Genomic DNA, 25,261 nt, shown 5'->3' with positions numbered 1-25,261 from the left:
TCGTTTGTGGACCCCAAGTTGAAAAAGGTAATCGCCGTCACAGGCGCGACCGGGTTTATAGGTCATGCGATTTACGGCCGGCTGATTGCCAGCAATTATTCCGTTCGCGTGCTGGTTCGCAATCCTCGCAAGGCCTCTGCGCGCACCTTCAGTGATGCCGAAATCATACACGGCGACCTGGCCGACCCGGATAGCTTGCAGCGTCTAGTCAGTGGCGCCGATGCCGTCATACATTGTGCCGGCGCCGTCCGGGGTGCGACTCAAGCTCAATTCGATCGGGTTAACGTAGCGGGGACCAGGAACTTGCTGCACGCCATCAAGGCCGGCACGACCAGTCCAAGGCTGCTTTTTATCTCGTCGCTTGCAGCGCGCGAGCCGCAATTGTCTTTTTACGCCGCCAGCAAGCATCGCGCGGAGCAGGTACTGAAAAAAGAAGGCAGTGGCATCGCCTGGACTGTTTTGCGACCACCAGCCGTCTATGGCCCCGGGGACCGGGAACTGTTGCCGGTGTTTCGGCTGATGGCACGTGGGCTGGCGCTGACCCCCGGGTTGCCTGGCGCTCGATTTTCGATGTTGTATATAGACGATCTGAGCTCCGCCGTCATTGCATGGCTGGGCGCTGACCTCGTTGCGGAGGAGATATTTGCCATTGATGACGGCCACGCCAAAGGCTATGACTGGCATGATGTCGGCAAGGTCGTGGGCGAACTGTGCAAGCGGAGAGTCCGCGTCGTCCGGGCGCCATCGTGGCTGCTTGATGTGCCGGCGTGGGCAAACAGCCGCATCGGCACTCTTTTCGGCGCTGCTCCGATGCTGACCCCGGAAAAACTGCGCGAGCTGCGTCATCACGACTGGGTATGTGAAGGCACTTCATTCCAGCGTGCCGTCAACTGGCGCCCAAATGTACAATTGCCTGAAGGGTTGCGGGCGACTCCCGACTGGCCCGGCCATCGTCAGGGAGATATCGGCCCGGAGTGATCCGTGGGATGCCAGGATTCAGGGTGTTATACGGTACGGGCGCTTGCGTCTTTCGCGATTCAGGCCTGCCGGCAGAATCCGGAACCCCTGTCTAATTTTTGATCGCCCGCTATGCTATTATTGCGAACTGAGATGCAGAAACTACCCATGGAAAAGAAATCTGTAAGACTTTTCAAGAGTGACTTTATGGAGTCACTTACCCACGTTCACCCGATCATCCCTCTTTTGTTCTGGTCGCCGGTGATCGGGTTTTTGTTGTGGCGGTCTTTTTCCGTACACGAATTGTCTGCCATTCAAGTCGCGGCAATGATTCTGCCCGGTCTATTGGTCTGGACCCTGACGGAGTATCTGTTACACCGATTCGTCTTCCACTTCCACGCAAAGAGCGCTGCCGGCAAGTGGGTGGTGTACCTGTTTCACGGCGTCCATCATGACGTGCCGACCGACAAGAGCCGGCTGGTCATGCCGCCGGCTGGCGCGGTTATCGTGATGGCGATGCTGTGGGTTTTGTTTTCGCTGCTGATACCCGCGCCATGGGTAGAACCTTTTTGTGCGTTTTTTATAGTTGGCTATTTGATTTATGACTATACGCACTACGCGACACATCATTTTTCAATGCGACATCCATGGTTGCATGCATTGAAAATCCGTCATCTGAAACATCATTATTCCGAAAACAAAGAAAAATTCGGTGTTAGCTCGCCATTATGGGACTGGGTATTCGGCACTTTGAACTGACCGTCTCATGCCGGTGCATTAAAATGCACCTGGTTTCCACCCACAGGAAAACCAATCGATGGAAAAACCATCTGGTTCCGGTTTGGTCGTCCAACGCGTATCCGGACGAAAACAACTCAAGCAATTCATAACATTCCCGCAGAGGATTTATGCGGGTGATCCAAACTGGGTCGCACCGCTTTGGATCGAGCAGATGCACAGATTTTCGGAAAAAAATCCTTTCTTTGAGCACGCCCGGTGGCAAGCGTGGGTTGTGCGTCTCGGCTCCATGATTGTTGGACGAATAAGTGCGCAAATAGACGATTTGTATAGAGACACCCAACGTGAAGACGCAGGTTTTTTTGGATTAATAGAAGCAGAGGACGACCCCGCGATTTTCCGGTTGTTGCTCGAGACGGCAGAAAACTGGTTGCGGGACCAGGGCATGAAAATAATCCGCGGCCCATTCAACCTGTCCATCAACGAGGAATGCGGTTTATTGATTGATGGCTTTCAAAGGCCTCCCTTTATCATGATGGGGCACGCTCCCAAATATTATGGCGGCCAGATAGAGGGCGCTGGCTATTGCAAGGCAAAAGACCTGCTTGCCTATGAGCTTGACCCGGATTTCGATGCCCCTGGCATAATGCAGAGGCTGCTACGGGGGTTTGGCAGGAAAATTAAAATACGTGAACTCAGACGCAAAAAATTGCAGGAGGACCTCGATATTCTTCGTGATATTTTTAACGATTCCTGGTCTGAAAACTGGGGGTTCACACCGTTTACTGAAGCGGAATTTTCCGATATGGGTGAGCTGCTTACGCTCCTGGTAGACGATGATTTTATCCAGATTGCAGAAATCGATGGCCGGCCCGTCGCGATGATCGTCGTGTTCCCGGATATAAATCAGGTCATCAAAGACCTGAATGGGCGATTGTTGCCCTTCGGGTGGTTGAAGCTGTTGTGGCGCCTGAAAATCAAATATCCGGATTCGGCCCGCTGCATACTCATGGGCGTCCGGAAAGAATACCAAAAATCCCGGCTGGGACCGACACTGGCATTTATGGTTATCGATGCGGCACGCAAGGCACTTGTCCGGCGAGGCATTAAAAACGTTGAAATGTCCTGGATCCTGGACGACAACGAGGGAATGAAAGGAATTCTGGAAGCGATGGGCGGCGACCCGTACAAGCGTTATCGCATCTACGAAAAAACCTTGTAGTTACGTCATGGTGATCGATAAACCAAAACTGAATATGACCGCCATTGTTTTGGCGGGTCAGCGAGATGGCGAAGATGCGCTCGCACAACATGCCGGGGCCAGCTGCAAGGCATTCGTCGAGATCGATGGCAAACCCATGCTGTTGCGCGTGCTTGCAACGCTTTCAACATCGCCAGGCATAAAAACAATTCTTCTATCCGGCCCGAGCAAGGACAAACTCAAAGATCAGCGCGAGATCAACAATTTAATTCAATCTGGCGATATATCCTGGCTGCCACCGCAATCGAGCCCGAGTACCAGTGCCTATGAAGCTTTGCGCATGCTGCCGCCAGAGCAACAGGTTTTATTGACAACGGCTGACCACCCGCTGCTATCGGTGGAGATCGTCGATGAATTTTGTACGCGGGGCGCCGAACAGGATGCGGATCTTGTTATTGGTTTCGCACGGTTTTCTCTCGTACAGAAAGAATTTCCTGGGCTGGAAAAAACAGTGTTGCGTTTTTCCGATGGCGAATTATGTGGTTGTAATTTGTTCGCATTTTTGACGCCCGCCGGCAGGGAAGCAGCAAACTTCTGGCGGCGCACCGAGTCTCGGCGTAAAAACCCGTTTCGGGTGATTGGCGCCCTGGGGTGGATAAACGTGCTCAAATATTTCTTCGGTGCGTTGACGCTCGAGGATGCGCTGGACGCTTTGTCGCGAAAACTGGAACTGCGTGTGCGTGCGGTTGTGCTGCCTTACGCGGATGCGGCCGTCGATGTCGATTCAATAGCGGACTATCGCACCGTCCAGGAACAGTTTCTGAAGCGACAGGATATCTCGCCTTAGCCCGCATATTTCACCAATCTATTCTTCAAGTGTAGAAAATGCGTCGGCAATTTGCTGAATTTGCTCAGCGCTGTGGGCGGCGCTTACGCTACAACGTAACAGGCTGTAAGTCGATGGAGACGCGGGTGGTATCACCAGGTTTACGAAGACTCCTTTTTCGAAAAGTTCTTCCCACCAGCGAATCGCGGTCTCCGTGCTTTCGGACTTCACGGCGATTACAGGGCTGACATGAGAATCAACCTGTAGTCCCAGTTCTGCCAGTTGCTTGTGTAGCTGGTGTGCGTTTTTCCAGAGCTGCTCTCGCAATTCCGGGCGTTGTTGCATGAGCTTCAGTGCCACCCGCGCAGATGCAACCACGGATGGCGATGCCGAGGCCGTGAATATATAGGAGCGTGTCGCAAATCGCACAAGCTCTAGCTCTGGATGATTGCTCACGCAATAACCGCCGATGCTGGCAAGGCTCTTGCTGAACGTGCCGACTATAAAATCCGTATCGTCTTCGACCCCTGCAGCAGCGGCGGCCCCCCTGCCGTCATCACCCATGACACCCAGGGAATGCGCTTCATCGACCATCAGGTAGGCGCCGTACTTTCGCTTGATTGCGGCGATCTCCGCTAACGGCGCTATATCGCCAAGCATGCTGTAGATGCCCTCAACGATTATGAGTGTTTTCTCAGCGCGTTGCCCAAGCCGGCGCAATCGCTTCTCCAGATCGGCGGTGTCGTTATGGCGGAAACGAATTATCTCCGCACCACTGAGTCGAACTCCGTCATAAATACTCGCGTGAGAATCGGCATCGAGAAGAATCACCTCCCCCGGCCCAGCCAGGGTTGCGCTCATCCCCATGGTCGCCGAATATCCTGTCGAGAAAAGGACCGCTGCCTTCGTGTTGAAGAATTTCGCCAACTCCTGTTCGAGCATTACATGGCCGGCAAAGGTTCCGTTGGCCATGCGCGAACCCGTAGTCCCTGTACCACTTTCCTCGATTGCACGTTGTGCCGCGGCTATTGCCTCCGGATCGAAGTTCAGTCCCAAATAATTGTTAGTGCCTGCAAGGATGACTCGATGTCCATTCACAATGGCTTCGGTGGAAGACAAACTGCGTTCAGTTACCGCGCCAAAAGGCATCGTGCCTCGTTTCTCGAAAAAGTCACGCATCTCCTGGTATTGGCTGAATTTTTCGAACAAACTCATGCTGGCTCTTATAATATTATTGATCGAGTACTGCGAAGATTTCCTGAGCTAGGTCTTTTATAGTCCGAATGTCCGGCAGGCGATTGAGCGGAAAGGAAATATCGAATTCCTCTTCAATTTCCAGAACAAGGTCCATCACTTGCAGCGACGTCATGCCGACATCCTCTTGCAAATCGGTATCCGCACTCAGCTCGGTATCCGACTTGACCAATCGGCTGACTATCGAAACAGCCGCGGCAAGTACTTTGTCGTAACCAATACTCATTTACATCAAGATCCGCTTACGCGATGACCAACTCCGGGTTTCGACTGAACTATACGCATTTCCCAATGTTATTGGCAATCCGGCTATCGGACGACTTCGCCCGTGGAGAGAGACCGTTTGTTCACGCCTTGCACCACCTTTCCGGCAGACAGGAAAAGTCTGCAAATGCTATTACATCATCCGGAAAAGGGTTTTTGTCATTTTCAGCGACCCGTCCCAAAAACTTCAGCCTGTTGGACATGGCGCCTTTGTGGTCCGCAATTGCATCGCCAATCATCACGCAGCGGCTGGCATCTATTTCATACTCGACCAGCAGCTCGGAGATGTGTTCTGCCTTGGTCCCAGGAGATCCTCTAATCCCTTCGAAATACTGCCGCAATTTACGTCGCTGTAGAATTTCATCCAGCTCGGACGTTGGGGTTCCCGATACAATATACAGCGCCAGGCGATTTTGACAGTAGTCCAGGAATTCTTGCGCCCCTGTCACCATCGGCGCCGAAACGACCCGGTCAATGACGAGTTTCGAAAATAAGGCTGCCAAATCCGAAACTTCGTGGTCGTGCAGTGGAGGCCCACCCAGTATTTCAGTCTGGAAGTAACGAAATTTTTCAAACCGGGACTCTCCGCCGTGACGCAAATGATAATCCTCGACCTGCGCCACGACCTTCTCGCCATGATCCGCGTAAAGGGCTGCGAAGGCTTGCGTCTTGATGTCAACGGATTCGACCAGAACCCCGTCAAAATCGAAAATAATCGCGTCCAGACCGTGCAAATTCATAAGACTGTTGTATGTTGGCCGATTTGATTGCTAGCCAATTTCCGGCAAATTCGCACGCGATTGATCGCTTGAGTCAAATTCCTGATGTTTTTGCAGGTCGCAAATACACTCAAGAAGACCCTGCCCCAAATCCACGAAATCCGTCCCCACCAGCTTATGACCGATGTTCGGTTGGTAAGCGTAAGGCGTCATCGTGTAATGGCTGATCGGATTGCCTCTCTCAAATTTCAGTTTCACGTTCCCGGGAAGAATCTCGGCAATCATTTGCATCACATCGCGAACCCGCATTCTTTCGGTCCCGGTCAGGACCAAATGCCTGTTCGCGTATTTCTGCTCCAGTATCTGTACACTCAGTCGAGCTGCATCGGTGACATGAATGTATTCTCGAACCGCCTCGCCATCTCCGCCATAGGTGATGCAATTCTTCGTAATGGCCTGCTGCAGCATCCGCAACATGCCGTTGTTCGGGTCCGCTCTGGGTCCATACAGCGAGCCATACCTCAGGACTGTGTAATCCAGGTCGTAGCGTGAATGGTAGGTTTCCACGAAGCGCTCTGCTGCTTGTTTGCTTGCGCGGTAAAACGAACCGGCCTCGGAAAAAACGTAGACACTGCTGGCAAAAATAAAACGCTCAACCTTGGCGAGCCTGGCAGCCTCTAACAAAGTGACCGCCCCCAGCACGTTGACCTCGACGGTTTTCACCGGTTGATCGTGCGCCTTATCAATATCGGCCACGGCAGCGAAGTTATACAACGCCAGTGCACCCTTGGCGACCTCCAGCGCCTGATCCAAATCGGTGATGTCGCCGACCACCATTTGCTGATCGTCCCGAAGATACTGGGATTGCTGAGTATCGAATACGACGACCTCGTACCCGGTATCGGACAGGCAATCCGCAACATGGCTACCCAAAAAACCACTGCCACCAAAAACCACAACTTTTTTAGCCGTCACGGCTGATCTCCATCGCCAATTACGCCCGCATCGCACAACCCCAGGTGCAAATTACGGGCTGCCTCCATTTCCATCTCGCGGCGTGATTCTACAGCACTGGAAGCCAGGTGAGGAGTCAGCACTACCCGCGGCAGATCGCGCAATTCTCCCGAGTACGGTTCCGACTCGAATACATCCAGACCAGCCCCCCACAAATGGCCGCTGCGCAGCGCTTTTACCAGTTCTTCTTCTTCTACCAGGCTGCCTCGCGCGGTGTTAATCAGGACTGCGCCGCGTTTCATTGCGGCCAGGTTCTCTTTGTCGATCAGGTGATGAGTTTCCTCATTATATGGAATATGCAAACTCACAATATCGGACTGCGATAACAGCGCTTGCAGATCTACACATTCCACATCGGCTGAAGTGTTTTGTACGACTGGATCGTATGCTATTACCCGTGCTCCAAATGAGGAACAAATACCGGCGACTTTGCTGCCGATTCGACCCAGGCCCAGGATGCCAACCGTCTGGGCTTTGAGTAATCGCCCTTTGAGCCGCGGCCAGCCATCATTGCGAACCTGGTGGTCGGCCTCCGGAATCTGACGCAATGTGGCCAACATCAACCCCATCGTCATTTCCACGACTGCATCCACCGGGGCGTCCGGCGTCGACATTACGGATATATTGCGATCGCGGGCGGCAGAGAGATCGACGTTGTCCAGCCCAACGCCACATCGTGAGATCACCCGCAAGTTTTTTGCATTGGAGATCACCTGCGCCGTCAGGGGCTCGACGCCGGCCAGAAGCCCAACGACGGAGTCGGTGAGCAGTTTGCTTATTTCGTCTTCTGTCAGCTTGCGACCGAACGGATTGGTGGCAATCCGCAGCCCGGCGGCCCGTAACGAATCTATACCCGGATTGTTATCAACATCAAACGATGAGGTGGAAATTACGACTTCACTCATAGCGACTGCGAATATCCGCCAGGTCCCGACGGCAAAGCGAATCCAGCATCCGGATATCCAGCCCGTACCCAAGGAAGCGGAAACCAGAATCGATCTGCCGGTAGAGCTCGTCGCAATCGGGCTCGACCACATGAACCCCGCCAGGTATGCCATGAGCAAGCCCCGCTTTACGCGCACGCTTTATTGCCTTCTGCACATCCGGATGAGTGATCTCTCCAGGCATCCCCATGGACGCCGAGAGATCATATGGTCCGATAATAAATGCGTCCACGCCGGAAACGGCGAGAATCTCATCAATATTGTCTATCGCATCGCGGTGCTCAATCATCACAATGACGACCGCGCTACTCGACAACCAGTCAAGGTAAGACTTGAAAGTTGCACCATATCCCTGCGCCCGCGCTAAACCGACGCCACGAGTTCCCCTGGGTGGATAATACGTGTGCCGAACCGCGGCTTCAGCATCGGCGGCGCTGTTCACCATAGGCACCATGACTCCAGTGGCGCCGGCATCCATGACGCGCTTTATCTGGTTGGCGTCGTTCGAGCTTACGCGCACAATCGCAGGACAATCGTACGCATCCATCGCCTGTATCAAAATTTGTATCTCAGACAGCTCAATGACACTGTGTTCCGCATCCACCACCAGCCAGTCAAAACCGGCCCCCGCCATGATCTCTGCGATGGAAGGGTGACCCAGGGTAATCCAGGATCCGATCGTCAGTTCATTTTTCGCCAGCCGCTGCTTTAGCGACGCGGACTTCCTTTGGGCTTCAACTCGCATCCTGATCCCTTCTTGCATTTGTTCAAACAGTAACCAGCTCAATAGGTTTTTGCCAAGGCATCGTGACTCAGCATTTCTTCCACACGCGGCACATCTTCCGGACAATCGACAGCGATCGTGTCTCGTTCGGTGGGCACCATATGTACGGGTCTTCCATGTTCCATCAAACGCAGCATATCGATGGATTCGTATTGTTCCAGGGGCGTTGGATCAAGACGCGTATAAAGCTCGAGCTCGCTACGCCTGAACACGATAACGCACACCTGTTTCAGCGCAATCGTATCGGCGAGCCCCTCCTTGGTCAACGTCGGAATGGGAGCTCGCGTCATATACATCGCGTTGCCTTGCTTATCTGTTACCACTTTGATCGTATTCGGGTTTTCGTAGTCATCCTGACTGTCCAGCCTGCGTGCCAGGTTAACGCACCCGATGCTGCCGTCACTGAGGAAGGGCGCGACCGCGGCATCGATCATATCCGGGTATATCATGGGCTCATCGCCTTGCACCATGACGATCAGGTCAGCTTCCAGTTTTTGCGCTGCTTCCGCGACCCGGTCGCTGGCCCGCTCATGGGTAGATGATGTCATGACTACGGGTGCGCCAAAATTCTCTGCTGCGTGGCGAATTTCTTCATCACAGGTTGCAATAACCGTCGCGTGCAACTGCTCGCACAGGGAAACACGACGATAGATATGTTCGATCATCGATTTGCCCAGAATCGGAGTCAGCGGCTTTCCGGGGAACCTGCTCGAACCCATCCTGGCCGGAATGATTGCAACAATCTTCATGGTCAATGGTTTTCCTGGGGCGACGCGAAGCGGAAAGGCGTTGCTCGAATCGCCATTGTACTATCAATTTTCTGGGAACTGGCCCGCGGCCGGCAACGGCTGCGAACCCGGCTTTCCCTGGTGTGGGCGGGCAAGATTACACCCGTTGCCAGAACTGACCCGCGATAGGCAGGCAACACTCGTTCATGTAAAATAACTCGTTTGCACGCGGCTTTTTCCATCTTCCGGCATCCCCATGAAAGCACTCTTTTTTCTTCGCCACTACAACGACATTGATCACATTACACCGGTCGTGCATAAATGGATCGAGCGAGGCCATAGCTGCGATGTGGTCCTTATGGGGAACGCGCATTTCCGCGAGGACTTCAGGATCGTGTATCTGGCTACCCTGGACGGAGTTCGCGTCGCCCGGGTCGATGAAATTCTGAGCCGGCGTCAATTTGCTCGCCTGCGCCTGCAAAAACTGCTGCTCGACAGAAACTTGCGTGCAGCGCTACCGGCGGTAGTCGCCCGGATGCTCGACCGGATGCTCGATACCGAAAAACGAACGAAATTCTGGCGGAAAATATCCCGGCTTATCCTGGAACGGAGTTTTGCCAGGAACGAGCCTGGCGTGGTGACATTCGACTGGATCAGCAGCAATTCCGTTTTCCCAATCGAATTTGTGAAAAATGTGGTTGCCACTGCCAAGGGCATGGGGCTGAAGACCGTTTCCCTGCCACACGGCGATAGCCCGCACGCGAATCATCTGGTCCGGGTAGAAGAACTCAAACTGGCGCCCCACACCAAATTCGCCGCGGCGAGCATGTTCGATCGAATCGTCGTGCCGAACGAATTGTGTGCGACTCGTTTTCGCCCGTTCGCAGACGGTTCGTCTATTGCTGTCCTAGGCTCACCACGTTATTGCGATGAGTGGCTGGAGAAACTCAACACACTGCTGCCGGATTCACCGCTAGAGGATGACCCCGGCAAACTCAAGATTGTTCTTTTTCTGAGAAAACGCGTTTTCTCTATCTTTTGGGATGAGGTGGGCCGGGTTATTCAGTTATTGGCAGCATTTCCAAACGTGCAATTAATTGTTAAGGCACATACGCGAGGCGGCTGGAAACAGCCATTGTCACGCAACCTGGCATTGAGAAAGCTGGAAAATGTACGCTTCGTGGCGGCAAAGGTGCATTCAGCCCATTTACTCAGTTGGGCGGATGTAGTGGTCGATATCGCCACGTCAGTGGCGTTCGAGGCCGTCAAACTCAACAAACCGGTGTTGGCGGCCGACTATCTGCACGCCGGGATCTCCACGGTGGGCACGTATATTCCAGAATGTGTTTTGAATTGCCGGGATGATATTTACACTAAGGTTCAGAATTTTCTGGAAAATGGCTGTGACAATTTTTATGTAGAAACGCATCGCAAGCAGTTTCTTGCTGAAATCGTTGACTTTCCAGACCCGGACGTACTTCCGCGTTATGTCGATTTGCTGGAATCACAGGTTGCATCTTGAAAACAAGATATAATCCGCCTATCACCGGTTTTCCGCTCCTCTTCGAACTCCATGCTATTCGACGACAATGGCTTTTCTAACACAACGTATTATTCAATCAGTCCTGAAGCTTCCGGCAACGATCAAGGCGACTCAAGTGCGTGCCGAGCCTGAGTTGGTTGTGCTTCCGGTCCGCGCCGGCGTTTCTCCAGGCGGGAAAACTCCGGTCAGGATTTATCTTGGAACCGAAAACGCTCAATACAAGGCCGAGCGGGTCTTCATATGGTCGATAGAGCAGGTGCGCGACCCTGCACGCGTGTATGAGATTTACCTGATGAAGCATCTGTGCGGATTTCGTTCGCGATTCTGGCTCACCGGGTTTACCAACTATCGCTTCGCTATCCCACATTTTGCGGGTGAGACCGGCCGCGCAATTTACAACGATGTAGACCAGATTTACCTCAAGGACCCTGCTGAATTATTCGATCTCGATATGAATGGCCACGGTTATCTGGCGATCGATCCAGGCGATACTTCGGTTGCCCTGTTTGATTGCGAAAAGATGGCGCAGATATGGAACTTGGAAGACGCACAAAAAGGCCGCAAGAATACTTTGCAGGCCAGGGCCAGTTCCATCGAGGGTATGTGGGGGAAAATGGCTGGCATCTGGAATGCACGCGATCGGGAATACGTACCAGGACAGTGTGGCGTACTGCATTACACGGCATTGCATAAACAACCGTGGCACCCGTTCCCAAACTTGTTTGTCTATCAAAGCAATAAGGTAGGAGGTGTCTGGTTCGATCTCGAGCAAAGCGCCAACGCTGCGGGCTTTCAGGTTTTCAGCAGGGAAAATCCCAGCCAGGCATTCAAGGACTTGTGCCATGCTGCACAGGACCAGCAAATAATTTCACGGCGAAACGATAGCAAGACGACAACCACGGTCCGTTCGAATCAAGCCGGTCTGGCTCCATTACTTGAGGCATGTTCTGCACGCACGGTGCTTGATTGTCGTATAAGCGCCGCTTCCCCAGGTTCGATAATGCGGTTTCCCGCGGTAGCGAAACCTGGTATGGAGCAGGCGCTGGAATTCGACCCGACGGCGCGTTTGCAGCAAGCCGCTTCATCCGAACGCGTTGACGCGGCGGTTTGCCTTGAGACACTGGACTTTATACCCGATGACGATATCCCGTGGCTGCTGAAACAGCTGTTCGAGCGCAGCAAACGACTGGTGTATTGCGAAGTTTCAAACAAACCAGAGAGTCGGTATCCGGCAAACGGCGCGAGACTCAATCGCCGTAATCGGCCCATTGAATGGTGGCAATACCAATTTGAACTCGTGGCAAGCCATTACCCGGCCGTGCGTTGGCGTCTATGCATACAAAATAATCGACGACTATCAATCGTTGAGGGCAACGAATACAACAACGACGACGCCGTGGTTTGGGTCATCGCGAATCAAAAACCCGGCCATACCGCCCAGGCAACCGCTCTTGCCGAAAAGGTTGGCTGGCCTTACCAGGTAGTCCGCGTCCCACAAATATTCAAATCCCTGCTACTCGTTATGTTGCGCAATAATTTTGGCCAGGTGGCACCACTCCGGCCACCTTGGCCGAATATTGTGATTGCCTGTGGTTGGTGGCCGACTCGAGTTGCACGCTGGATAAAAATGCGTAGCGGAGGTCATGCTCGCTTGCTGCTCGCCGGCCGCAAGTGCGGTCCGATAAAAAGCCCGACAGATATCCTGGTCAGTTGCAAGCATTTCCATTTGCCGTTACATGAGCGTCGCATCGAGACCTTGCTACCGGTGCATCCTATTACAGATTCCAGCCTGGACACTGCCCGGCAACTCGGGCAACAGATTATGGACGGCGCAACTCAGCCGCGAGTTGCGCTGCTGGTCGGCGGTTCCTCGAAGCAACATGCGCTAACAGCAGCGGATGCGGCTGTGCTGGGTCGTCGAGCGCTTGAGCAGGTGCGGGCAGTCGGCGGTTCATTGTTCGCGGTCACTTCGCGGCGCACCGGAAACAAGGCTGCCGCGGCGCTCGCGAAAACCCTGCACGGAGCCGCGCAACTACATGTATGGTCACACGGCGAAGCGAATAATCCCTACCTCAGTTATCTGGCTGCTGCCGACATATTGATTGTGACAGGGGAAAGCGAGTCCATGCTGATGGATGCAATTGCGACAGGCAAGCCGGTTTATATTTATCCGCTCAGGCAGCGTCGCTACGGTCCGTGGCTTACGCTTGGCGCCAAACTTTCCGAATGGTCCCAACGCCAGCCGAAAAATCGACGCGGCACCGAAAGGCCGCAACAGGGATTTGAATATCTCTGCAGTCGGGTCCTGAAAAGCGAATGGATTTTGGCGCCTCGTGATCTCGATGGTTTACATCGCGGGCTCGTTGAGAATGGAATGGCAAGAATGTTCGGGCAGCCATTCTCATCGACGGAGACTCCGCCTCCGCCCATAACCGATGATCTCGGTCGCCGGCTACGGATGATGCTGGCACAGCCGCAAGAGGAAATTGGCACCCACAGAGACAAGCAATTTTCTCGAAACCTGAGCATTGAGACCTGATGCAATACCTCGATGTTGACAAGCTGGACGCAATCGATGCCGATGCGTTTGCCGATACAAAACCATATCCCTTCATCAACCCGGCGGGTTTGCTGACCGATGACGGTTATTCACGGTTGCTGGAAAACCAGCTCGATGTATCCTTGCTCAACCCCAGTTTCGGCCGCAAAAGATCGCACGGACAATATTCGCATGACCGTTACGTGCTCGAATATCAACCCGGTCTTGAGTTTATTCCTGCTGCCTGGAAAGACTTCATTGCTGAATTGCGGGGCCCGGAATACAGTCGATTTATCAAACGACTGTACCGTTGCAGGTCGTTCCGTCTCAATATGCACTGGCACTATGCACCGGGCGGCTGCGGGGTTTCACCGCATTGCGATGCGGTTCACAAGATGGGTTCTCATATATTTTATCTCAATACTCGTGACGATTGGGATCCGAGCTGGGGCGGTCAGACTCTGGTACTCGATGACCACGGCCGCTTCGATACAAATTCAGCGCCGGCATTTGAGGACTTTGACAATATCATTTCCAGCGAGTGCGTTGGAAATTACAGCACCTTGTTTCATCGTCGCGATCGGTCCTGGCACGGAGTCCGTGAATTGACTTGTCCGGATGGCAAGCTGCGAAAGGTTTTTATTATCGTAATCAACCGGCCGTTATTGTACGCAGGGAGGCGTGCGCTCAATTGGCTCAAGAAAAAGAAATGATGCCTCCAGGGCAAGATCATAGCCCCGAATCCCGTCAACGTGCGGTTCTGGTTTTGGGGGCCGGTCGTAGTGGCACCAGTATTGTCACTCGAGCGATTCAGGCGGTGGGAGTGGATCTGGGCGATGACTTCAAGCCACCTTCGCGCAAGAACCCCACAGGCTTTTTTGAGGATGCTGTTCTACTGAAACTCAGCAAGAGGCTGCGCCGCACGCTGGGTTTACGGCCGGATAGTCTTCGTCTGCTCGATGACTCAGTTTGGACAAGCCCTGCAGTAATGCCCTTCTATAAAGAATTTTCCGCAACGATCAATGATCGTTTCGGCCAGGCGCCGGTATGGGGCTTCAAATATGCGCGTACCATGCGATTGCTGCCATTTTGGATACGCTTGTTCGAGGAGATGGATATCTCGCCAAGCTATGTCATGCCAATAAGGAATCCGTTGAGCGTGGCGCGCTCCCGGTCCAAACTCGATGCGAATCGGGGCCAGCAGGAGCACAGCGATCTCGAATGGCTGGTCAATGTGGTGCCCTATTTTCATCGGCTGCAAGATAAGAACCTGGTGGTAATCGACTACGACAAACTGATGGAAAATCCGAAAGCACAACTGGAACGCCTGGCGACCCGCCTGGAGTTGCCGCTAACCGACCAAACGCAGCAGGAAATCCATACATTTGAGAATTCATTTCTCCAGCGTGGCCTGCAACATACCCGTTTTTCCATCGATAACCTGGAAAGTGCAAAGAAAATCAATGTCCTCGTGCGTGATGCTTATTTCTGGCTCGATCGCCTGGCCGAAGACGATATTCAAACCAATGCTTCTGAATTATGGGATGCCTGGGGAAAAGTAAACTCTCGTGTCTCGGCGCTGGCTCCGATTCTTGCGCGGCTGGATACGCTCAATCGTGAACTGCGTTATGCGCAGTGGAATCCCTTGAGCCCAATCGCCGCAGCATGGAACCTGGCGCGCCGATTAATGCGTCGCTGATCTTGGATCAGCGGGTAGACTCCGGCCTGGCGGTTAACCGGACTCCCTCGGGGCCACCTGCTTCGAGCTTGTCTCGCTCAAGATCGTAGCGGATTTCACTGCTTCGCATAATGCTTCCACCACTGCTAATCTTCGCGCCGCCAGACAGGTGGAGCACCCCGGCCTCTTTCAGGTATTCAAGTTTCTGGCCTTCGGCCTCGGTAATCGAGCCATTTTCTGCGTCAGAACTCTTGAAGATGAATCGAACGGGTGATCCCTCGGCCACAATTCGTTCCAGGTCGTCCAATCTCCCGTATACGGTGGCCTCATCGGCCATTACCGCCCATCGTGGCGTCCTTATTTCGAAATTTCCCCGGAAGTGAAAAATATCCTGCTCCGGCTCCTCCCAGACCTCATCTGCCGAAACAAGAATCGTATCCGCGCCGGATATTTTCAGTAGGCTCGCCGCTGCGCTATGCCCTGCATACAGGGCAATTACAGCAACCGCTACAGTTCTCAGTTTCGTCATGACATAATCACATACGACTCAGGGGTTGATTTTGCAACCATCGATATCGACCAACTCGCTGACTCCATCAATATAAACTGCAGGAACACGAATATGCAGGTCGATCGCTATCTGTTGCGCGAAGTCAGTGTACCTTTTATCGGAGTGAGTAGCGTACTCCTGGTTATCTTTCTTACCTATAGCATGACGGTTTTCCTGGCTCAGGCCACCAGCGGCCTGTTCAACCCCGGCGAAGTTGCCTATCTGACCTTTCTCAAATCCATCATCGCTCTGGAAGTGCTGTTACCCCTCGGCATGTATCTGGGAGTCATACTCGGAATGGGCCGTCTTTACAGCGACTCGGAGATGTACGCGTTGCAAGCTGCCGGGATCGGTGAGCTTCGCTTATTGCGGCCGATAATCATTTTCGCCGCCACCATAGCCATCGTTATCGGCCTGCTGTCAACAATAGCGCGACCCTGGGCCTACCGGCAGGTATATGAAGTAGGGGCAGCTGCTGCCGCATCCACCGAACTCGAACGCATCCGGGCTGGCCAATTTTACGTCGATGACAAAGAAGGACGGACAATATTCATCCAGGGTATGTCGGAAAACCGTCACCAGTTGCAGGGAATTTTTATTCGCAGCCGCGATAAACAGGGTCTCCAGGTTACTTCGTCCGCCACTGGTTTCTTTGAGCCGTTTGCCACAGAGGGCCATCATAGACTTGTGTTGGTCGATGCACAGGTTTACAAGACAGTTGACGATGGCCCGAACGTCCTGGGCCGCTTCAAAACTCTTTCCCTTTTCTTGAGAATCGCCGACCCCAAGCCCATTGGGTATAAGGTCAAAGCTGAGTCAACCCTGAATTTACGAAATTACCAGAATCCGAAAGAAAAAGCCGAATACCAGTGGCGGTTGTCGACATCACTGTCGGCACTGCTCCTTGCGCTGGCGGCCGTTCCGCTCAGCCGCTCACTCCCTCGTCGAGGGCGCTACGCAAAGACCTTGATTGCGCTGCTGGTTTATGCGTCGTATTTGAATTTTCTTACCATGGCGAAGACCTGGGTAGAACAGGAAAAGGTAGCCTCGATCTGGTGGGTGCCGGGGCTGTTTGCCCTGGTGGTAGTTGTTCTTTATGCCCCCTGGCGAATACTGGTAAGACGCCACAAGGCAAAGCAAACTTATGCCGATCGTTGATCGTTACATTGCACGCAACTTTCTGAGCGGCGCTGCGATAGTGCTCTTTGTCTTGTTGTCGTTATTTGGCTTTTTGACCCTGGCTGAAGAATTAGAGAACGTTGGCAAAGGCGCCTTCACAACAATCGATGCGCTGACGGTAGTCGGTTATTCCCTCCCCAAAATCATGCTGGATTTACTTCCGGTCACCGCATTGTTGGGGGTCCTGATTGGTTTGGGGGCAATGGCGAATCATCAGGAATTGGTCATCATTCGCGCTCTTGGCCCTCCCGTGGGACGCATAGCCTGGCCGCTAGTCGAGGTAATTATTGCAATCATTGCCCTGGTGCTGCTCGTGCAGTTCTTTGTAGTACCAGAATTTGAGCTCAGCGCAGCACGAATTAAAGCGAAGACTACGCCACAGACGATTATTGCGAGTACCGATACTGAATTCTGGACTCGCAGCGGTGATCGGTTCATCCGCATAGGCAAGGTGATTCAGCAAGGGGCATTGCGCGATGTCGAAATCTTTGAACTTGACGAAAACAATAACTTGCGGGAACTTATACAGGCGTCCAGTGTTGAAGTATTGGATGATGGCCAATGGTTACTGATTGATGCGAAAACAACTGATCTCGCGCTTGCCGAAATCAAGGAAGAACATTCGACAAGTAAGCTGTGGCAAAGCTCTTTGTCGGCACGGCAGACATCGGCACTGATCGTACCGGTTGAAGCCATGGCGCCTTTGGCTCTTTATCGATATATTCGTTTGCTCGATCAGAATAATCTCGATACACATCGTTATCGTGTGATCTTTTGGCAACAACTGAGCATCCCGGTTGGCTTGTTGGCCATGTCGCTGCTCGGCGTACCCTTTTTATTGGGATCGGCCCGCCATGTCCACGCTGGCCAGCGAGTCGCGATCGGTGGGAGTATTGGCATATTGTTCTACCTTTTGGAACAAATGACGGGGCAACTTGCCATATTGTTTGATCTCAGCCCGGCACCGGCGGCGCTGGCGCCGGACATATTCCTATTGCTCCTGGCGCTGGTATTCCTGCATCGAATCCGTTGAAACACGCCGATCGATAGCAACCATAAAATGAACCAGGATCAACATGTTCAAAAGGCGATCGCAAAACGTATGAGAATCCAGGCAATGGTCGGCAATGGATGCTGAGCTGACTCAAGATCAATCTCTGCTTCGCCGCATCGGCAGGAATTTCGTTAAATTGCTGCGCGGCCGTGGCGTAGCCGCTGTGCTCGAGCTGATAACCGTCGCAGTGCTCGCCAGATCGCTTGCGCCCGAAAACTTTGGCCAATTGGTACTTCTCCAGACCTATGTTCAGATGGTTCGTGGACTGTTCAATTTCAGATTGCACGAAACAGTCGTGCGGTTCGGTGTCCCGGTGCACGACGCCAACAATCTCCATTCACTAAGACGGCTGTTGCGATTAACGCTTTTTATCGATATTGCAGCCAGCGGAGCGTCTGTCGTCGTAGCGATCCTGGCGGTGCCATTGGCTGGACTACTCTTCGACTGGGACCAAGACCTTATCTTTGGCGCGCTGATTTACAGCAGCATATTGCTGACCTCGGCGAAAGACACGCCCAAGGGGATACTGCGGCTGTTCGATCGCTTCGATGCGCTGGGCATACAACTGATGATCAGCCCGTTGCTGCGGCTGATCGGCGTCCTCGTCGTTTCAACGCAAGTTCCCGATGTGCTGTCGTTCGTTGTCGTGCTGGCGCTGGGAACCATCGCTGGGAACATTTTTCTGATCGTGCGTGGCTGGATGGAATACACGCGACGGGTAGGCGGCAGTCTGCTGCGAGGCCCGTCCATCAAGGGTTGGCGCGATGAATTCCCCGGCCTCCGGGCATTTCTATCTGTCGTTTACCTGCAATCGAACCTCGATAACGTGCAAAAACAAGCGCCCACCTTACTTGCAGGCGCGATTCTCGGCGCGGCAGGCGCGGGTTTGCTGCGCATTGCGCGTGAAGCCACCAAAATCCTGTCCAAACCGGGCGCTTTGCTGCAACAGGTCTTGTTCCCGAACCTGGTGCGCCTGTGGACTCGGCATACCGTTAATTTTCATTCGATACTGTTACGCATAGTGCTTGTGTCGGGAGTGTTTGGGATCGTTTTCATCAGCGCTTCAATTTTCGGCGGCCGCCTCTTGTTAACCAGCATTCTTGGGCCGGACTATGCGGATGCGGCGCCCTTGATGACGCTGTTGTTATTTGCGGCAACCCTGGAACTCATGGTGTTCATGCTTCGCACGGGGGGTTACGCCATGGGTCTTGCCACCAAGATCCTATGGCTGTATGCGATCAGCGCGGTGCTTTACGTGATCGCTTTTGTTGCGATCACTCCATCCATCGGTTTGCTCGGCCCGGGTTTTGCGGCCTGTTTCTCGGCGGCAGTAACCCTGATTGGCATCAGCTTGCTCGTTTCCAAGGGTATCCGGGATGCACCGCTGAATCCTGAGCAAGCTCGCGAATAAAAGAAACCGGGCCCGCTTTATGCCAGTCCAGAGGACCGCTACCGTCGGTCGCGATATTTTATTGCCGGCGAACCATGGGTATAGGCCTCATGCGGCCAACGCCGGCCAAAGCACATCCATTGGTCCGGGGCTTCGCGAATCCATTCCTCAAAGTGCTCAAATACTTTTTGGGTCATTTGTCGCGCTTGTTCAGCCGTGGGTGCGCTTGGATCAGCGGGCTGAATCGGCCGGCAAATTGTGATACGAAATCTCATCCCTGGCAGGCGCTCGGCCCTTACCGGGAAAAAATCACACTGGTGACGCAGCGCAAGGCGTGCGGCAGTCGTATTTGTCGGCACCGGTACGCCGAAAAAAGGAACCAGTTCGCCGCTGTCGAGACGTGTGTCCGATACCAGGCCCACAATATTCCCTTGCTTGAGCTCTTTGGTCAGCTCGCGCATGCAACCGTCACGGGAAATCCAGCGGCACGGCAACGCCGATCGCAGCCGGAGAACGAAGTTCTCCATATAAGGGTTCTCCTCCGGAGCGTAAACGGAGGAAATTCGCAAGTTGTACCGTGCGGCAACGAAAGTGCCGATCTGCCATGCGCCAATGTGACCGATTATCATAACGGCCGGCCGGCCACGGTACTTGCCAAGGTCGATTCCGTCTTCCATGACAAATTCTATGCGTTCATCTCGCTCTGCCCATATACGCTCTGCCAACACCAGCTCCACAACGGTGGTGCCCAGATTGCCGCAAACACTACGAGTGATTTTTTCTATTTCCCGTTTGTCTTTTTCCGGAAAAGCGATTGTCAGATTACCGCGAATTTTATTGCTAAAGGGAAGTACTGGCTTTAGATTTCTAAACAGAAAGTTCGCTAGCCTGGCAGCACGCTCCGGCGGCATGGTTCGCAACAATCCCACCAGAGCTTTGGCAATGACAGCCTCCAGCATCCAGCCAAACTTGCGAAGTGCTGGTAGCCTGTCAAGTAGCCATGCCGGAATCAGAAAGTGTTTTTGTGCCATGGAAGATCAGCTTGGAGATCGCGCCCGTTGCGGTTTTTATTACCGAACCTACAGGTTGACACGGGACTTTATGCAGTTCAATCAATAATGTGACCCGCGGTTCAACGAATAATTCCCCGCCGGTAAAGCTTCCACAATAAGCCCCAGACAAATATCAGGGGATACTTCCTCACCCGATCTGGAATCTCGACTGCTTGCCCGGTGTGGCGTTCAAGCTTCCAGGCGGCATAGTCCAGACCGCCATCGAATGTAAACAACGCCTTCAGCAAGCGAGCCACCGACAAGATTTTGCCCTGTACCCTGCGAACTACCCATGCAAACCGTCCAAAAAAGCGTCTGGATGCCGGTACTGTCGCCGTGTACCGGGCAGTTTTTCCCGCTCCCGTTATTTCCAGCGGGAAACTGATCGATGAGGCTACTGCCATGCTCATTTCAACATAGTGCTGCAAATCATAGTCAACCAATTCTTGCGCACGACCAGGCGCCTCAGTACGCAGCTCGGCTGCATAACTCAGGCGCAATCCCTGTGCCCACAAATCACTGACTGAACCGGAATCTGCTACGGCGGGAAGGACACGCTCCAGGAATGTTTTTGCGGCGAGGCCGAGACACGCTTCCGTCTTGCTCCTGATCGCCTCGTTACGACACCAGAGAATCTCTACAGGTTGGGTAAACCGGCCCCAAAAATAGGAATGCATTGCCCGGCTGGAAAGGCCGCGTTGCAAATCAGCAATCGATAGCACGTTGTACTTTACGCGCAGAGTTCGGTCTCCCGCAGCCATTTCTTTATAGAAAACATTTGGCGGCAAGACCCAATTCAAAAATGCGTGAAATTTGCTCGAGTAGACGGCCCTGTAACCATCGGTAATCAGGTACAAATCAACGATGCCATTAAACGGGTCCTTGTTTCGCATGCAAGACCCATAATACAAAATCGCATTGACCGCGCCGCCGTGGTGGCTAAGCAGAAAGGCGACCAGGATATCCAGTTCCCGAGAACTTGACGATTCAGCATGCGCACTCATCAAAGCTTCCCTGATTCGCCGGGCTTAGATTCGAAGAAAAACGAGCTCGCCGGCTGTGCTGATTTCGACCGGCCCGGATCCAATGTGGGCATGCAGTATCTCTCCATCCAGTGTAAACGGCCCGTCAAAATCCAGACTTATGCTCTCGACATTATAACTGAGGTACCCCTGATCCTCGGACAAATAGCGATTTGGTTTGCCGCGCAACAAGGACGGCAGGTTTCTGAGCAATCGGGTGGCCGGACTGCGGATCGTCGTCACATGCAATGGTCGACCATTGTCTTCACCCCAGTAAGGATGCATGTTCAGGAACAGGCGCTCCAGACCGCTGACCAGCGTCATAACGATACTTTCCGGGGGCGCAACGGTATTGCCATCGACGCCGATGGCTATATGGACGGGGCGGATGAACCTGGGGTCCTGGCGGGCGATCCCCCACATGGATCTCACCAGCCCAAGGCCCAGGCTGAATTCACTCTTCAAACCGCGCGAATGAATATTCTCGTTCGTGTATTCGATGCCCTGGACAACCGCTCCGGCGCCAAAGAACATCCCGTAATGATCGGGCTGGCCCTCGCCAGGCTGGACTCGAAGCACCGGCCGGCTTTGTAAATGAATTTGCCCCGCGCCGTTTTCTATCCATACTCGCAAGCGTTGCAAAGCAGACGCCACGCTGCCAGGCGAGCCAACGTCTCCGGCGATCATATTCGCCGTGCCGCCCCGCAGGATGGCAATGACAGGCATGGTTTCGAAGGGCCGCTCTGCGTACAGATGCGTCAGGATTCGAGATACGGTCCCGTCTCCACCGCTGATTGCCAAAAGGTTGACCGACTCAGCCGCGAACTCTGCCAGGACTTTCGATATATCGCCCGGCTGATCAACGACCCGATAATGAGTCCTGGAGCAGTTACTGACAGCCTGGATGATTTCGTCCAGGTGTTTCTTGTTGCGGCGACTGCGTGGGTTGACCAATACCCCGAGAATTCGATCGCCATGCAGCAGCGTGTCGCTACTGGAACCGGGTAATTGTCTTGCCTGTTTGTTGACTCGCACCGAAAACTGCCCCGGGAATTTGTTTAATTCTTCCACACTCAGGGCGTGATTATGGCTCAGGTTTTGGTTGTTTTCCTAGTCGCCTGGCCCAGACATTGAATTCAACCGGATAGCGACCTCGTTCTCAATGCTCTGGTAAGCGCTCAATAGGTCAACGATCCGGTTGTAGCGGCCGAGAGACAGGCCAGCGCCCTGGATAGCGGCTTCCAGCGTGTCGTCATCGGCATTCGACAGATCAACCACCGCCCGATAAGCCTGTGCAAAACGGTCGAGCTCGTCTTCGCTGGGGATGTCGCGGGGCGGCCTTTGCCCGGCAAGCGCCATCGAAACAAATTCCCGGTCAAATTCGTCGCTGCCGTGCATCGTTGCCAGCATATTCTTGAACTTTCTCTTGTTAACCGGCCGGGTACTAACCATGATCGTCCCGTAACCTGCTCTGCGGTTGGCCGGCAACAGAGTATGCCTGTCCGGCCTCAGGGCCCATAAATCACCATTGCGCGCGCAGGACAGATACCGCAAACGACTCCCTACGTCCCGGTCAATCCAACATACCCATTTATCGCGGTCTTCTCGTTTGTCGCTGCGTGGCGTGTCCATGGCATATCGCACCAGCCGAAACGCAACCTCCTGCTCAAAAGTGAACTGGCTACCGGTAACGACCACCTCACCAAATTCCAGCGGCGCTTCTTGCGCCCCGGCCAGTTCCTCCTCGGTCGGTGGCTCGATCGCGGCGACGTTAAAAGAGCAGATCAATGCAATTGTGGCAACCAGGCTGCGCATGGCCAAAATATAGTCCAGAAAGACCACAAACGCGAGTGTTGGTATTGCGGAAATATATTGGCTACGCTTGCAAGCAGTAGCGGCCATCAAGAAGTCAGCCATTGTCCCTGTTTAATGAACTCAAACGCCGTAATGTCCTCCGCGTAGGCGCTGCCTACGTTGTCGGTGCGTGGCTGATCATCCAGGTGGTAGAGACGATTTTTCCGGCGTTCGGTTTCGGTGACGCCGCCTTGCGCGCCGTCACTATCGTCCTGGCCATCGGCATTATTCCCGCACTGGTCTTTGCCTGGGCGTTCGAACTCACACCGGAAGGCCTGAAGAAAGAGCAGGATATCGACCGCGCACAATCGATCACCTCGCAAACCGGCAAGAAGCTGGACCGCGTCATCATGGTGGTACTGGCGTTGGCCCTGGGTTACTTCGCTTTCGACAAGTTCGTGCTTTCGGAATCCCGCGAAGCATCCATCGAGCAAGCGGCCCGTCAGGAGGGCCGTTCGGCAGCATTGGTAGAGTCCTACGGCGACCAGTCCATTGCGGTACTGCCTTTCGTTGATATGTCTCCACACGGTGACCAGGAGTATTTCTCGGACGGCATCGCCGAGGAACTACTGAACCTGCTGGCGAAAATACCGGAATTGCGGGTGGTATCGCGTAGCTCCGCATTTTCATACAAGGGCAAGGACTTCAAACTAACCGATGTGGCACGTGAGTTAAACGTCGCCAACATTCTCGAAGGTTCGATACGCAAGGCAGGCAACCAGATTCGCATCACCGTCCAGTTGATCGAGGCGCGCTCCGACACCCACCTGTGGTCGGAAACCTATGACCGCACGCTGGATAATATCTTTGCCATACAGGATGAAATTGCCGCGATGGTCGTGGAGCAGCTCAAGATAAAGCTGTTGGGGAATGCGCCAAAAGCGCGGACAACAGATCCCGCAGCTTTCGCGATTTTTCTGAGAGCGCGCCACCTGCGCCGGCAGAACACTGCCGACAGCCTGGCGCAATCGCAGCAACTGCTCGAACAAGTGCTGGCGATTGATTCCAACTATCTCCCCGCCATGGACGACCTCATCACGGTGTATATCAACCAGGCGCATGCCGACGAGCGACCTTTCGAAGACGGGTATGAACTCGCTCGCACCCTGACGCTGAAAGGCATGGCAATGGACCCGGGTTTCGGCCGCCTGTACATTCAGTTGGGATGGATCGAAGCGTTCTTTGATGGTGACATGAAAGCTGCCGCAAGATCGTTCGAGCGCGGTCTTTTGCTGGATCCGACCAACACGACAAGCATTGGTGACGCCGCTTCATTCTTGCACGCACTTGGCCGTATTGATGAATCCATTGCACTGAATGAATACGCGAACGTTCGCGACCCGGTTCACCCGGTGGGTCTTGTCAACCTGGCCATTATACTGGTAAGCGCGGGACGATACGACGAGGCCATTTCCAACTACCGAAAAGCGTTGAGCCTGAGTCCTGAATACGGAGGTGCGCAATATCTTTTGAGTGCGGCCTTGTTGAAAGTAGGTAAACCCGAGGCTGCGCTGGTTGAAGTTGAAAAGGAAACCGATGATGGGTCTCGGCTTGTCGGCCTTGCAATCGTAAATTTCGCTCTGGGCAATACGCGCGAAGCCGACATGGCGTTACAGACCTTGATTGACAATCATGCCGACGACTGGGGTTTCAGTATTGCCGGGGTATTGGCATTTCTGGGCGATACCGACGCAGCGTTTGATTGGATTGACAAGACCATTGAACGAGGCGATTCGGGGTCGGCATGGATTATTGTTAACCCCCTGTACACCAACCTTTACGACGACCCCCGTTGGCCGAAGCTGCTGAAGAGACTCGGCAAATCCCCTGCTCAACTGGCCGCAATCAAGTTCGAGGTGAACCTGCCCGAATAGTTTCAGGCCTGGTTCGCTGTAACGAACCGCTCATGGTGTATTGCGTTGCCGCAACCAGCCATCGACGGAATACTTGTCACTGCCACCCGGCGCCAGC

Annotated in this window: 24 protein-coding genes; 12 read left to right on the top strand and 12 right to left on the bottom strand. The window is 53.7% G+C overall.

Annotation, left to right across the window (positions count from 1 at the left end):
* Nucleotides 1-18: 18 nt before the first annotated feature.
* The 4 genes from IIA05_03500 (at nt 19) to IIA05_03485 (ending at nt 3,743) form a co-directional block, all read left to right on the top strand.
* Nucleotides 19-978 carry an SDR family NAD(P)-dependent oxidoreductase gene (locus IIA05_03500; GenBank protein MCH9026167.1) on the top strand — a complete coding sequence of 320 codons (960 nt, stop codon included), beginning with the start codon at nt 19-21 and terminating at the stop codon, nt 976-978.
* Nucleotides 979-1,125: 147 nt separating this feature from the next.
* A complete protein-coding gene (locus tag IIA05_03495; GenBank protein MCH9026166.1) occupies nt 1,126-1,716 on the top strand; it encodes a sterol desaturase family protein in 591 nt (196 codons plus the stop codon).
* Between the two features lie 58 nt (nt 1,717-1,774).
* Nucleotides 1,775-2,917, top strand: coding sequence for an N-acetyltransferase (locus IIA05_03490; protein ID MCH9026165.1), 1,143 nt, complete (start codon nt 1,775-1,777; stop codon nt 2,915-2,917).
* Nucleotides 2,918-2,927: 10 nt separating this feature from the next.
* A complete protein-coding gene (locus IIA05_03485; protein MCH9026164.1) occupies nt 2,928-3,743 on the top strand; it encodes a nucleotidyltransferase family protein in 816 nt (271 codons plus the stop codon).
* An 18-nt stretch (nt 3,744-3,761) separates the two neighbouring features.
* Here IIA05_03485 and IIA05_03480 read toward each other — a convergent pair whose 3' ends face one another.
* From IIA05_03480 to kdsB, 7 genes are all read right to left on the bottom strand, one after another.
* Nucleotides 3,762-4,937 carry an aminotransferase class I/II-fold pyridoxal phosphate-dependent enzyme gene (locus IIA05_03480; protein MCH9026163.1) on the bottom strand — a complete coding sequence of 392 codons (1,176 nt, stop codon included), beginning with the start codon at nt 4,935-4,937 and terminating at the stop codon, nt 3,762-3,764.
* A gap of 16 nt (nt 4,938-4,953) precedes the next feature.
* Nucleotides 4,954-5,202, bottom strand: a complete 249-nt coding sequence (locus tag IIA05_03475) for an acyl carrier protein (GenBank protein ID MCH9026162.1) — start codon at nt 5,200-5,202, stop codon at nt 4,954-4,956.
* A gap of 121 nt (nt 5,203-5,323) precedes the next feature.
* Nucleotides 5,324-5,980 (bottom strand): HAD family hydrolase, encoded by a 657-nt coding sequence (locus IIA05_03470; GenBank protein MCH9026161.1) that lies wholly within the window; start codon nt 5,978-5,980, stop codon nt 5,324-5,326.
* Between the two features lie 30 nt (nt 5,981-6,010).
* Nucleotides 6,011-6,934, bottom strand: coding sequence for an NAD(P)-dependent oxidoreductase (locus tag IIA05_03465; protein ID MCH9026160.1), 924 nt, complete (start codon nt 6,932-6,934; stop codon nt 6,011-6,013).
* Nucleotides 6,931-7,878: a phosphoglycerate dehydrogenase gene (locus IIA05_03460; protein ID MCH9026159.1), complete on the bottom strand. Its 948-nt coding sequence runs from the start codon at nt 7,876-7,878 to the stop codon at nt 6,931-6,933. The genes IIA05_03465 and IIA05_03460 overlap by 4 nt, the downstream gene beginning before the upstream one ends.
* The gene (locus tag IIA05_03455; GenBank protein MCH9026158.1) at nt 7,871-8,662 is read right to left on the bottom strand and encodes a 2,4-dihydroxyhept-2-ene-1,7-dioic acid aldolase; all 792 of its coding nucleotides are present in this window, start codon (nt 8,660-8,662) and stop codon (nt 7,871-7,873) included. Before IIA05_03455 ends, IIA05_03460 begins: the two co-directional genes overlap by 8 nt.
* Before the next feature lie 38 nt (nt 8,663-8,700).
* A complete protein-coding gene (gene kdsB, locus IIA05_03450) occupies nt 8,701-9,450 on the bottom strand; it encodes a 3-deoxy-manno-octulosonate cytidylyltransferase (GenBank protein MCH9026157.1) in 750 nt (249 codons plus the stop codon).
* A gap of 235 nt (nt 9,451-9,685) precedes the next feature.
* On the opposite strand from kdsB, the gene IIA05_03445 reads away from it, so the two are divergent.
* From IIA05_03445 to IIA05_03430, 4 genes are all read left to right on the top strand, one after another.
* Nucleotides 9,686-10,951, top strand: coding sequence for a hypothetical protein (locus tag IIA05_03445; GenBank protein MCH9026156.1), 1,266 nt, complete (start codon nt 9,686-9,688; stop codon nt 10,949-10,951).
* A 136-nt stretch (nt 10,952-11,087) separates the two neighbouring features.
* The gene (locus IIA05_03440; protein MCH9026155.1) at nt 11,088-13,511 is read left to right on the top strand and encodes a mitochondrial fission ELM1 family protein; all 2,424 of its coding nucleotides are present in this window, start codon (nt 11,088-11,090) and stop codon (nt 13,509-13,511) included.
* Entirely contained in the window at nt 13,511-14,224 is a 714-nt protein-coding gene (locus tag IIA05_03435; protein ID MCH9026154.1) for a hypothetical protein, read from the top strand. The genes IIA05_03440 and IIA05_03435 overlap by 1 nt, the downstream gene beginning before the upstream one ends.
* Complete coding sequence (locus IIA05_03430) at nt 14,203-15,210, top strand: sulfotransferase (GenBank protein MCH9026153.1); 1,008 nt, start codon at nt 14,203-14,205, stop codon at nt 15,208-15,210. The genes IIA05_03435 and IIA05_03430 overlap by 22 nt, the downstream gene beginning before the upstream one ends.
* Nucleotides 15,211-15,217: 7 nt before the next feature.
* On the opposite strand, the gene IIA05_03425 is transcribed toward IIA05_03430, so the two are convergent.
* Nucleotides 15,218-15,718 (bottom strand): hypothetical protein, encoded by a 501-nt coding sequence (locus IIA05_03425; GenBank protein MCH9026152.1) that lies wholly within the window; start codon nt 15,716-15,718, stop codon nt 15,218-15,220.
* A 93-nt stretch (nt 15,719-15,811) separates the two neighbouring features.
* Here IIA05_03425 and lptF point away from each other — a divergent pair, with 93 nt between their 5' ends.
* The 3 genes from lptF (at nt 15,812) to IIA05_03410 (ending at nt 19,383) form a co-directional block, all read left to right on the top strand.
* Entirely contained in the window at nt 15,812-16,897 is a 1,086-nt protein-coding gene (gene lptF / locus IIA05_03420; GenBank protein MCH9026151.1) for an LPS export ABC transporter permease LptF, read from the top strand.
* Entirely contained in the window at nt 16,884-17,951 is a 1,068-nt protein-coding gene (gene lptG / locus IIA05_03415; protein MCH9026150.1) for an LPS export ABC transporter permease LptG, read from the top strand. Before lptF ends, lptG begins: the two co-directional genes overlap by 14 nt.
* Nucleotides 17,952-18,045: 94 nt before the next feature.
* The gene (locus tag IIA05_03410; GenBank protein ID MCH9026149.1) at nt 18,046-19,383 is read left to right on the top strand and encodes a lipopolysaccharide biosynthesis protein; all 1,338 of its coding nucleotides are present in this window, start codon (nt 18,046-18,048) and stop codon (nt 19,381-19,383) included.
* Nucleotides 19,384-19,421: 38 nt separating this feature from the next.
* Here IIA05_03410 and IIA05_03405 read toward each other — a convergent pair whose 3' ends face one another.
* The 4 genes from IIA05_03405 to IIA05_03390 all read right to left on the bottom strand — a co-directional run bounded on the left by IIA05_03405 (nt 19,422) and on the right by IIA05_03390 (nt 23,353).
* On the bottom strand, nt 19,422-20,393 hold the full coding sequence (locus IIA05_03405; GenBank protein MCH9026148.1) for a hypothetical protein: 972 nt from the start codon (nt 20,391-20,393) through the stop codon (nt 19,422-19,424).
* A 101-nt stretch (nt 20,394-20,494) separates the two neighbouring features.
* Nucleotides 20,495-21,418, bottom strand: coding sequence for a hypothetical protein (locus tag IIA05_03400; GenBank protein ID MCH9026147.1), 924 nt, complete (start codon nt 21,416-21,418; stop codon nt 20,495-20,497).
* Nucleotides 21,419-21,442: 24 nt separating this feature from the next.
* Nucleotides 21,443-22,471 (bottom strand): hypothetical protein, encoded by a 1,029-nt coding sequence (locus IIA05_03395; GenBank protein ID MCH9026146.1) that lies wholly within the window; start codon nt 22,469-22,471, stop codon nt 21,443-21,445.
* Between the two features lie 75 nt (nt 22,472-22,546).
* Nucleotides 22,547-23,353 (bottom strand): DUF4168 domain-containing protein, encoded by an 807-nt coding sequence (locus IIA05_03390; GenBank protein ID MCH9026145.1) that lies wholly within the window; start codon nt 23,351-23,353, stop codon nt 22,547-22,549.
* On the opposite strand from IIA05_03390, the gene IIA05_03385 reads away from it, so the two are divergent.
* Nucleotides 23,353-25,164, top strand: coding sequence for a tetratricopeptide repeat protein (locus IIA05_03385; GenBank protein ID MCH9026144.1), 1,812 nt, complete (start codon nt 23,353-23,355; stop codon nt 25,162-25,164). The genes IIA05_03390 and IIA05_03385 overlap by 1 nt on opposite strands.
* Nucleotides 25,165-25,261 lie beyond the last annotated feature (97 nt).

The sequence above is a fragment of the Pseudomonadota bacterium genome, from assembly GCA_022572885.1.
Classification (GTDB): Bacteria; Pseudomonadota; Gammaproteobacteria; order Steroidobacterales; family MnTg04; genus MnTg04.
The sequence above is the reverse complement of the archived record's forward strand: the minus strand, read 5'-3'. Positions and strand labels throughout refer to the sequence as shown.

Bases quoted from the DNA above. Each gene is read 5' to 3' on its own strand.
- IIA05_03495 (MCH9026166.1), top strand. From the start codon at position 1,126: ATGGAAAAGAAATCTGTAAGACTTTTCAAGAGTGACTTTATGGAGTCA.
- IIA05_03490 (MCH9026165.1), top strand. From the start codon at position 1,775: ATGGAAAAACCATCTGGTTCCGGTTTGGTCGTCCAACGCGTATCCGGA.
- IIA05_03480 (MCH9026163.1), bottom strand. From the start codon at position 4,937: ATGAGTTTGTTCGAAAAATTCAGCCAATACCAGGAGATGCGTGACTTT.
- IIA05_03475 (MCH9026162.1), bottom strand. From the start codon at position 5,202: ATGAGTATTGGTTACGACAAAGTACTTGCCGCGGCTGTTTCGATAGTC.
- IIA05_03470 (MCH9026161.1), bottom strand. From the start codon at position 5,980: ATGAATTTGCACGGTCTGGACGCGATTATTTTCGATTTTGACGGGGTT.
- IIA05_03460 (MCH9026159.1), bottom strand. From the start codon at position 7,878: ATGAGTGAAGTCGTAATTTCCACCTCATCGTTTGATGTTGATAACAAT.
- IIA05_03455 (MCH9026158.1), bottom strand. From the start codon at position 8,662: ATGCGAGTTGAAGCCCAAAGGAAGTCCGCGTCGCTAAAGCAGCGGCTG.
- kdsB (MCH9026157.1), bottom strand. From the start codon at position 9,450: ATGAAGATTGTTGCAATCATTCCGGCCAGGATGGGTTCGAGCAGGTTC.
- IIA05_03445 (MCH9026156.1), top strand. From the start codon at position 9,686: ATGAAAGCACTCTTTTTTCTTCGCCACTACAACGACATTGATCACATT.
- IIA05_03435 (MCH9026154.1), top strand. From the start codon at position 13,511: ATGCAATACCTCGATGTTGACAAGCTGGACGCAATCGATGCCGATGCG.
- IIA05_03425 (MCH9026152.1), bottom strand. From the start codon at position 15,718: ATGACGAAACTGAGAACTGTAGCGGTTGCTGTAATTGCCCTGTATGCA.
- lptF (MCH9026151.1), top strand. From the start codon at position 15,812: ATGCAGGTCGATCGCTATCTGTTGCGCGAAGTCAGTGTACCTTTTATC.
- lptG (MCH9026150.1), top strand. From the start codon at position 16,884: ATGCCGATCGTTGATCGTTACATTGCACGCAACTTTCTGAGCGGCGCT.
- IIA05_03410 (MCH9026149.1), top strand. From the start codon at position 18,046: ATGGATGCTGAGCTGACTCAAGATCAATCTCTGCTTCGCCGCATCGGC.
- IIA05_03405 (MCH9026148.1), bottom strand. From the start codon at position 20,393: ATGGCACAAAAACACTTTCTGATTCCGGCATGGCTACTTGACAGGCTA.
- IIA05_03400 (MCH9026147.1), bottom strand. From the start codon at position 21,418: ATGAGTGCGCATGCTGAATCGTCAAGTTCTCGGGAACTGGATATCCTG.
- IIA05_03390 (MCH9026145.1), bottom strand. From the start codon at position 23,353: ATGGCTGACTTCTTGATGGCCGCTACTGCTTGCAAGCGTAGCCAATAT.